The 7660-nt window shown below is 69.9% G+C and carries 10 protein-coding genes and 1 pseudogene; 5 read left to right on the top strand and 6 right to left on the bottom strand.

The window, feature by feature from the left end:
* On the top strand, nucleotides 1–309 hold a 309-nt coding region (locus Q8W67_RS24605), incomplete at its 5' end, for an IS3 family transposase (RefSeq protein ID WP_305550467.1).
* Nucleotides 310–502: 193 nt separating this feature from the next.
* Here the strand turns inward: Q8W67_RS24605 and Q8W67_RS24600 are convergent.
* From Q8W67_RS24600 to Q8W67_RS24580, 5 genes are all read right to left on the bottom strand, one after another.
* Entirely contained in the window at nucleotides 503–1219 is a 717-nt protein-coding gene (locus tag Q8W67_RS24600) for a glycosyltransferase family 2 protein (RefSeq protein WP_305550469.1), read from the bottom strand.
* Between the two features lie 46 nt (nucleotides 1220–1265).
* On the bottom strand, nucleotides 1266–2318 hold the full coding sequence (locus Q8W67_RS24595; RefSeq protein ID WP_305550466.1) for a radical SAM/SPASM domain-containing protein: 1053 nt from the start codon (nucleotides 2316–2318) through the stop codon (nucleotides 1266–1268).
* A complete protein-coding gene (locus tag Q8W67_RS24590) occupies nucleotides 2315–3670 on the bottom strand; it encodes a hypothetical protein (protein WP_305550465.1) in 1356 nt (451 codons plus the stop codon). Before Q8W67_RS24590 ends, Q8W67_RS24595 begins: the two co-directional genes overlap by 4 nt.
* Complete coding sequence (locus Q8W67_RS24585; RefSeq protein WP_305550464.1) at nucleotides 3667–4365, bottom strand: DUF2064 domain-containing protein; 699 nt, start codon at nucleotides 4363–4365, stop codon at nucleotides 3667–3669. The genes Q8W67_RS24590 and Q8W67_RS24585 overlap by 4 nt, the downstream gene beginning before the upstream one ends.
* An 80-nt stretch (nucleotides 4366–4445) precedes the next feature.
* Nucleotides 4446–5105, bottom strand: a complete 660-nt coding sequence (locus Q8W67_RS24580; protein WP_305550463.1) for a DoxX family protein — start codon at nucleotides 5103–5105, stop codon at nucleotides 4446–4448.
* A gap of 253 nt (nucleotides 5106–5358) precedes the next feature.
* Between Q8W67_RS24580 and Q8W67_RS24575 the strand changes: the two genes are divergently transcribed.
* Nucleotides 5359–6405 carry a radical SAM/SPASM domain-containing protein gene (locus Q8W67_RS24575; RefSeq protein WP_305550462.1) on the top strand — a complete coding sequence of 349 codons (1047 nt, stop codon included), beginning with the start codon at nucleotides 5359–5361 and terminating at the stop codon, nucleotides 6403–6405.
* Nucleotides 6406–6433: 28 nt separating this feature from the next.
* Here the strand turns inward: Q8W67_RS24575 and Q8W67_RS24570 are convergent, their stop codons facing one another.
* Nucleotides 6434–6664 (bottom strand): hypothetical protein, encoded by a 231-nt coding sequence (locus tag Q8W67_RS24570; RefSeq protein ID WP_305550471.1) that lies wholly within the window; start codon nucleotides 6662–6664, stop codon nucleotides 6434–6436.
* Here Q8W67_RS24570 and Q8W67_RS24565 point away from each other — a divergent pair.
* From Q8W67_RS24565 to Q8W67_RS24555, 3 genes and pseudogenes are all read left to right on the top strand, one after another.
* A pseudogene (locus Q8W67_RS24565) lies at nucleotides 6626–6730 on the top strand (integrase core domain-containing protein); the annotation flags it as partial. The gene Q8W67_RS24570 and the pseudogene Q8W67_RS24565 overlap by 39 nt on opposite strands.
* Nucleotides 6731–6992: 262 nt before the next feature.
* Complete coding sequence (locus Q8W67_RS24560) at nucleotides 6993–7244, top strand: hypothetical protein (RefSeq protein WP_305550461.1); 252 nt, start codon at nucleotides 6993–6995, stop codon at nucleotides 7242–7244.
* The gene (locus tag Q8W67_RS24555) at nucleotides 7241–7435 is read left to right on the top strand and encodes a hypothetical protein (protein ID WP_305550460.1); all 195 of its coding nucleotides are present in this window, start codon (nucleotides 7241–7243) and stop codon (nucleotides 7433–7435) included. Before Q8W67_RS24560 ends, Q8W67_RS24555 begins: the two co-directional genes overlap by 4 nt.
* Nucleotides 7436–7660 lie beyond the last annotated feature (225 nt).

Here is a 7660-nt window from a genome sequence, read left to right as displayed (position 1 = left end):
CCGGCCGCTGGGCTCATCTGTCATTCCGATCGCGGCAGCCAGTACGCCGCCGAGGCCTATCGAAAGCAACTCGTCGGCATGAAGGCGATACCCTCCATGAGCCGGACCGGCTGCTGCTACGATAACGCCCCGATGGAAAGCTTCTTCCACACCCTCAAGGTCGAACTTGTCCACCCGCGACGATGGGCGACCCGGGACGAGGCCCGACGCGACTTGTTCGCCTACATCGAAGGCTACTACAATCGGCAGCGCATCCACTCGGCACTCGGCTACATCACCCCCGAGCAAGCCGAACGGAACGCGAGCTAAACCCCCTGTCCGTGAAGTCGGGGGAGGATCATCCTTGCAAGAGACGGCGATGCTCTTGCCTTACGCCGTCTGTACCTCAATCTGGCGCAGCATCAGCACGACCTGTTCCGCGCTCGGCCTCTGTCCTCGCTTCATCCCCAACTCCTCTGGTCCCAGCTGATCCTCTCAATCAGCTCGGTCCAAAGCCAGCCGGTCAGGTCAAGTCGCGCCTCGGCCTTGCGGCGACCCGCAGGTAGGTTGAGACGATCTTGCTGCTCGCGCGCAGCGTGCCGCGAAGCGAGCCTGCGACCTTCGAGGCGCCGCCCGCGCGGCGGCGGTAGGGCAGCGGTACCTCCAGGATGCGTAAACCCGCTCGGGCGGCCTGCATCTGCATCTCGATGTTCCAGCCGTAGGTCATCTCGCGCAAGGACAGGCGCTCCAGCGCCGCGCGATCAATCGCGCGGTAAGCGCACATGTCACTGTAGCGCACGCGATAGCGCAGGCCGATGCCAAGACCGGCGAGGCGGCCGGCCAGTACCTGATGCCACAGCATCGAACCGACTTCACGCGCCCCGCGGGTGCGCGAGGCTAGGACGAAATCGTGGGTGCCCGCGAGCACCGGGCCCGCGATCTCCCCGATCAGGTCGCCGCGGTCGGCACCGTCGCCGTCGAGGTAGACGATGACGCGGCTTTCTGGATCCGCTGCCGCGGCGCCAGCCGCGCAGGCCCGGCCGTAGCCGCGTCCGGCGTCGATCACCCGGGCACCTGCAGCACGTGCAACGTCCTGCGTCCCATCGGTCGAGCCGCCATCGGCGACGATGATATCCTTCGCGTAAGCGGTCGGGATCTCGCGAATCGCGGCGCCGATCGCTTCGGCCTCGTTCAGCGTCGGGATGACGACGCTGACCGGATGAACCCGTCGCGCGGACATACCCGGCCCCGCCGCGGAGACCGCCTGCGCCGCCTCGGGCCGCACGTCACAGGCTCCAGCGCAGGCCGCAGTTCTTGCACGGGGCCGGCGGCGTGTCGGAGAGGAGCGCCGTGCGGAAGTCGCGGTAGGCCTCGCCGTTCCAGATCTCGCGGAGCGTCGCCTGCGTCGCATCGCCCAGCGTGTAGTTCGCGTAGCCGCGCACCGAGAACGGGGCGATGCAGCAGGGCAGAGCCCGGCCGTGGGCGGTGAAGTACATCAGCGACCATGGCCGGCGGCAGGTCGCCCAGGCCCGCTCGTCCTGTCGTTTCAGGCTGATGCCGGGCTCGGTCGCCCCGGAGGCGTCGAGGCTCACGCCGAGATCCCGGCCAATCGCCTGCGCGACCTCGATGGCCGCCGCTTCCTCCGCCCGGGTGTTCTCGAACAGGGACAGATCCGACCGGGCCAACCCGTAGCCCGCCTCGTCGAACACGAGGCGCTGCAGGTGGACTTCAGTCACGCCCATCTCGTTGGCCAGCCGCACGAAGGCGGGGAGCTGGTCGATCGTCTCCCTGAGGCCGGTGAGCCACAGGGACACCTTGGGCGTCGTGGCGCCGATGGATTTCTGGAACGCGGTGAACCGGCCGACGTCGCGCACGATGCGGTCGAAGAAGTCCTTGCCGCGCACCTTGAGGTACGAAGTCCGGTCGGCGGCGTCGAGGGAGACCCGCAGCTCGTCCAGCCCGGTATCGATCAGCTCCTGGAAGCGCCGCGGCTGCATCAGGGTGCCGTTGGTGTTGAACAGGACGTAGGTGCCGCGGTCTTTCAGATACCGGACCATGCGCGGCAGCGCCTTCACCAGCATCGGCTCGCCAACTCCGTGCAGCACGACGCGGCCGACGTTCGGCACCTGATCGACGATCCGCGTGAACAGCGCCCAGCTCATATCGGCCGGGGGTTCCAGCGTCTCGAAGGTGCGCGGGCAGGTCTCGCACAGCAGGTTGCAGCGGTTGGTGACCTCCAGATAGAGGCAAACCGGCGGCGCCTCGGCGATCGCGGCGCGGCGGGTGTCGACCGCCTCGAAGTAGCGGCGGGGGTCCTTCAGGGCGGCCGAGGCGGTCATCGAGCAGCTCCTTGCCGGAGGATCCAGACGTTGCGGCGTCCGCGCCAGTGCGTGCGGGCCGCCAAGACAATCGCCGGTACGAAGACCAGCGACGGCCAGAGGAAGCGGTCGTTGAACGGGTCGATCAGAAACAGAAGCGGTGCCGAGCCCAGCCAGACCGCGGCGGGCAGTGGGGCCACGACCGCCGGCAGGCTGATCCAGGGATAGTACCACGCGTAGTGCGGGCTCGCCGCGAAGGTGGCGAGCCCCGCGAGCACAGCCGCGTCGCGGCAGAGTGTCACGACGTCCGGCTCACCCCGGTCGGCACGGACGAAAGCGATCCAGAGGGCGAGCGTGGCGAGCCCTCCGGCGGACAGCGCGAGGTAGGGCAGCCGCAGCGCCGCGTAGGGTACGCCCAGATGGCCGAGGCCGGCGAGCAGCCAGTAGCCCGCGCCGGTGTCGTAGCCTTCCTCCGCGCCGTAGCCGGCGAGGAAGCCGAACAGGTCGAGCCCCGCGCCGAGGTAGGGCAGGTACAGGAGGGCGATCACGAGGAGGCCCGCGAGAGCGGGCCGCCCGAGGTTCCCGCCGCGTACGAAGGCAGGGGCGACGGCGAGTGGAAGGAACTTCACGAGCGCCGCGGCGGCCAGGGCGGCCCCGGCGAAGGCGTCGCGGTGTCGGGCGCGCAGCCATAGGGCGAGGCCAAGGAGGCCGACGCTGAGCGCGTCGACGTGGCCATCGCACGCGAAGGACCACAGCGCCAGCGGATTCCAGGCGTAGATCAGGATCCGCTCCGGCGGCAGGCCGGCGATCCGCAGGACTCCCAGCAGGCACACCACGCCCAGGATCTCGAAGGCGAGCATCGCGAGCTTCATCGCCACGACCGTGTCGGAGATCCGGCCCACGGCCCCGAACACCGCCTCGGCGGCTGGCGGGTAGATGGTGCGGGCGTAGTCCCGCCGGTTGATCAGCGGGTAGACGGCCGCGTCACGCAGCGGCGCTAGGACCGGATCGGCCGGGATGTGGCGGTAGGGGTTGATCCCGGCGGCTTGCACGCGCCCGTCCCAGACGTAGCGGTAGATGTCGCTCGACAGGAACGGCGGCGCCGGCAGCAGCGCGGCGCGCATCGCCACGGCCAGCCCGAGGATGAGCCAAAGGGCTTGTCGTGGCAGGCGCGCCCGCAGCACCAGCCGCACCGAAAGGACGTACGGCACGAGCCCGGCGCCTACGACGGCGACGAACAGGTTGGCGCGCCCGATCGAGCCGACCGTGTCGGCGCCGGGCAGGTGGATCGCTAGCGCGCCGATCTCGATCGCCGCGAGCCCGAAGCCCAGTGCCGTGAGCCGCCAGAGGGGCGAGGCGAGGTGGCGGGTCACGCGCAGTTGCCCGCGAGCGGCGTCGCGGCTTCGAGGCGTGAGAGGGCGGAGCGGGTCTCCGGCGCCGGGTAGCCGCCCTGGTCGGCGATCAGCCGCGCCAGCGAGGCCGCGTCGTCCACGTCGTACCAGGAGTCGAGTTCGACCAGTTCGAGGCCGATCTCCCGCGCCCGCGCTCGGGTGGCTTCGGCGACCGTGTCGCCGCTCCAGGCGATGTCGGCGAACAGGCGGGCATGGGCGCGCTTCAGACCGAGCAGGTAGTAGCCGCCGTCCTCGCAGGCGCCCAGCACACCTCGGTCGCTGGGCGCCAGCAGGATGTCGGCCGCTGTCGTCAGGAATCGCGTCGGCAGGGTCGGCGTATCCGAGGAAAGCACGCAGGCCGCGGCGTGGCCGCGCGCCAGCAGGTCGGCGACCGCCTGGAGCAGGCAGCGGCCGAAACCCTCGACACCCGCGGGGGCGGGCGCGTCCCCGTCGGCCAGCAGCAATGCGGTGCCCGGTGCGAGGTGGGGCGTCAGGAACGCCTCGGTGCCGGCCGGGGCGTAGGCGGCGTAGGCGGCGATCGGCGCCGATCGGGCGGCGGCGCGCATACTCTCGGTCGTGTCGCGCAGGAAGGCGGCGCTGAGGCAGGCCGCCTGGTCCGGCGTCAGCGGTGGGCACAGGCGCGTCTTCGACCGGCCGCTCTGCGGAGCCTTCGCCATGACGGCGATCGCGCAGGTCGGGGCCGGCACCCCTGTCATAAGCCCGACCCGAACGGGCAGGACCGTTTGCCGGCCGCGCGTCACGTGGCGATCCTGACGAGAGTGCCGAGGGCCCCGTCGGTCATGTCGGGCGGGTGGCTCCGGCGCAGCGTCGCGTCGAGCCCGAGGCTGCGCCCGGCCGCCAGCAGGGCGAACAATCCCATCAGCAGCATCAGGAAGACGTAGCTCCAGGGCCATTCCTGCGCGTTGCGGTAGAGCCCGAGCCACAGCTGGGCCACGAACAGCACGCCCACGGCCCCCGCGAGCCGCACGCCGAGCCCGAGGATCAGAGAGGCCGCGAAGGCGAGTTCGATCGCCAGTACGGCGACGTTGAGCACCAGGAAGTTCGGGTCTGGCAGGGCCAGGGTCTCGATCAGAGTCGCGTGGATCCGGAAGGCGGCATCCTTCGTCTCCAAGCCGGTCCAGTAGTGCAGGCCGTTGCCGGTGGATACGGGTAGCTTCCAGAACAGGTTTTCGAACCACATCAGGCCGACCAGGAAGCGGGCCGCGAACAGGCCGAGGTCGCGGCCGGTGCGCTGCGCCGGATCCGCAGCCCAGGCATAGGCTGCTGCGAGCAGCCCGCCGAGCACGAGCGCCGCCAGCAGCGCCATCAGGACCCAGCGCCAGGGCCCGAGCGCCAGCTGGTCGCCGGCGGCCGCCGCCAGGAATGTCAGGGTGTCGGATAGGGGGTCGGTGCGCATGCGTCGTCTCGGCCGATCCGGGGGCGGACGGGTCCGCCGCTTTGGCCCCGGAGCGCCGCCCGCCGCGACCCGTTCGCGCCGCGCGCACCCGCGGTTACCGCGCCGATATAGCGCGGGTTTCGCCCGTCGCATCGGCTGCCGTGCCGTGCGACGTCGCAACACCGCGTTACCGCGACCGCCGCCCACGCGAAAGGACAGGCGCCGCCTCCACGCCGGCTCCCCCAGCCGTGGAAACCTGCGGAGGGACCATGACATGACCGACGATTCGGGTGCCCTGGCGGGGAAGAAGTGCGGCTTCTCCCTCGGCCTCGGCCTGACCAACGAGTGTAATCTCGCCTGCGCGTTCTGCTACCGCGATGCCGGGCAGGTCGACCGCCTCGCGTCCGATCAGGTCCGCGCCGTGCTCGCCCGCCTGCCGGTGCGCTCGATTAATCTCGGCACGGGCGAGAACGGCATGCATCCCGGTTTCGCCGAATTGCTCGCGCTCCTGGCCGCCGAGCCGGTCAAGCTGACCATCACGTCGAACGGTCACTCGATCGCGGTGATCGACGACGTGCAGGTCCAAGCCTTCGCCGACGTGGAGTTCTCGATCGATTACCCGACCCGCGAAGAGCAGGACGCGCAGCGGGGCGACGGCAACTGGGACCTCGTGATGGAGCAGGCGGCGCGCTGCCGCCGCCTGGGGGTCGGCGTGACCTTCATCGCGGTGATGATGCGGTCCAACTTCGACCGCCTGCACGAGATTGCACAGCTCGCCGCGCGCTTCGACGCGCCGCTGCGGATTAACGTCTATCAGGCCGTCCGGACGGACGCCTTCGCACTCACCTACGAGGAGTACTGGACGGGCTTCGCGCGGCTGTTCGCAGAGACCGACGCGATCGCGATCGGCGAGCCGCTGGTGCGGGCCATGGCGGGTCTGCCCGCCCGCCTGGGCGGCTGCGGCACCGGAACCGTGCGGGTGACACCGCGCGGCACGGTGAAGCCCTGCGTGTACTGGGACGGCGTCGGTCAGAGTCTGGACGCCCTAATCGAGGTCGGCGCGGCAATCGTTGAAACGGAGCCCTTCGTCGCGGCGCGGTCACTACCCGCGCCCTGCCGCGGCTGCGCCCACGAGGCAGCCTGCCACGGCGGCTGCGCCGGCCGGCGGCGGCTGATGGGCGCTCTCGACGCACCAGACCCTTACTGCCCCATCGTCCGCGGCGAGACGCGCCCGCTTGCCGTGCGGATGGCCGACGCCCGCGATCTCCCGAAGCTTGAGAGCGCCTGCACCACCATCGTCCAGGCGCGCCGGCCGCAGTGACGGGCATCGAGGCCGCGGTGCGGCTCGATCAGACGTCCGCCGATCTCCCATCGAACCAAGCTGCCGCCAGGGTCCGGATCACGGCGAGCGCGGCCGTCGCGTCGTTCGCGTCCCCTTTCTCGAAGTCACCTGCTTGATCCGGCTCGTTGGGGAGGTGGGCGAGACAGAGCAGGGCGTTCCCGGAGGCCCGCGCGGAGGCGTAGAGGGCCGCTGCATCCACGAACGCCGGCGGCGACAGTACAACGAGAGCCGGCCTCACACAGCCCTGGGATGGCTGACGCCCCAGGAATTCGCCTTGGCGGCGGCCCAACAGGCCGCCGAATGAGACCCGGAGGCTCACCTTTCAGCCTGACCAGAAGCCGGGGGACCCTCACCTCGGTCCCTGCCCTCCGCAAGCCGTTCAGGGGCGTCCATGCGCAATGGGAAGCCCTCAAGGCGTCGATACTGCCAGGAGATGAGCGTGGTCGTCTTTGAAAGCCCTGCGGCAAGCTGGCGGGCCTTTTCCGGCCGCCGCAGCGTTGCCCTGGTCCGTGACGGCGTAACCGTCGCGGGAGTCGTCACCAGGATCAACTGAACGAGGCAGGGCCATGGATGGCGGGCAAAAGACGGTGTTGGCCCTCGCCGCGTCGTCGTTGAAGATGCAGGACGCTATGCGCCGGGACGATACGCCGCTCGCAATGCGGGGCGTCGGTGCGCGGATCATCCGCGAGTCAGAGGCGGCTTTTGCAAAGCGGCCTGACGACGTGCGGGCCGCGATTTCCTATCTGCGCACGTGGTCAGAGCTATGGGGCGGCGCCATGCGCGAATATCTCGATCGTCACATAGACCACAAGCAATGATCTGTCTGGACTGCGCGGCAAAGGATCCGCAATTCAAGCCGCTCGATCATCCGACACCGATGGAAAAGCTGCCTTGCACGGTGTGCGGCGACGTAAAGCTCTGCGTCGCCAATCACACGGTGGGCGTGCCGGGCATGACGGCGGACGATGCGTTCAAGCTGATCGCGAAACTGATCCGGCCCACGTCATAGGCAGTTGGATCAAGGGGCGGACGTCATTTCGGCGGCCTGGCTGTCCAACTCCCCCGGCTCTCAGGCGGGATGAGCGAATTGCTGTTCCTTGATCTGGCTTGTTTCCATTTAGAACCGCAGGCTGGTCGAGGTCGACCCGACTAACGATGAGGGGTGGGGCGCGCCGCGGGGCGGGCCCCCCCCCCCGCCCCCACCGCCACCGGGTGAGAGGCCCCCCCCGCCCCG

The organism is Methylobacterium sp. NEAU K (assembly GCF_030700285.1).
In the GTDB taxonomy this organism is placed as follows: Bacteria; Pseudomonadota; Alphaproteobacteria; order Rhizobiales; family Beijerinckiaceae; genus Methylobacterium.
Note: the sequence above shows the minus strand (reverse complement) of the source record. Positions and strands in the feature narration are given on the sequence as shown.

What these genes read in the sequence shown, in the direction of transcription:
- Q8W67_RS24600 (WP_305550469.1), bottom strand. Translation starts at nt 1,219, where the DNA reads ATGTCCGCGCGACGGGTTCATCCGGTCAGCGTCGTCATCCCGACGCTG.
- Q8W67_RS24595 (WP_305550466.1), bottom strand. Translation starts at nt 2,318, where the DNA reads ATGACCGCCTCGGCCGCCCTGAAGGACCCCCGCCGCTACTTCGAGGCG.
- Q8W67_RS24585 (WP_305550464.1), bottom strand. Translation starts at nt 4,365, where the DNA reads ATGGCGAAGGCTCCGCAGAGCGGCCGGTCGAAGACGCGCCTGTGCCCA.
- Q8W67_RS24580 (WP_305550463.1), bottom strand. Translation starts at nt 5,105, where the DNA reads ATGCGCACCGACCCCCTATCCGACACCCTGACATTCCTGGCGGCGGCC.
- Q8W67_RS24575 (WP_305550462.1), top strand. Translation starts at nt 5,359, where the DNA reads ATGACCGACGATTCGGGTGCCCTGGCGGGGAAGAAGTGCGGCTTCTCC.
- Q8W67_RS24560 (WP_305550461.1), top strand. Translation starts at nt 6,993, where the DNA reads ATGGATGGCGGGCAAAAGACGGTGTTGGCCCTCGCCGCGTCGTCGTTG.
- Q8W67_RS24555 (WP_305550460.1), top strand. Translation starts at nt 7,241, where the DNA reads ATGATCTGTCTGGACTGCGCGGCAAAGGATCCGCAATTCAAGCCGCTC.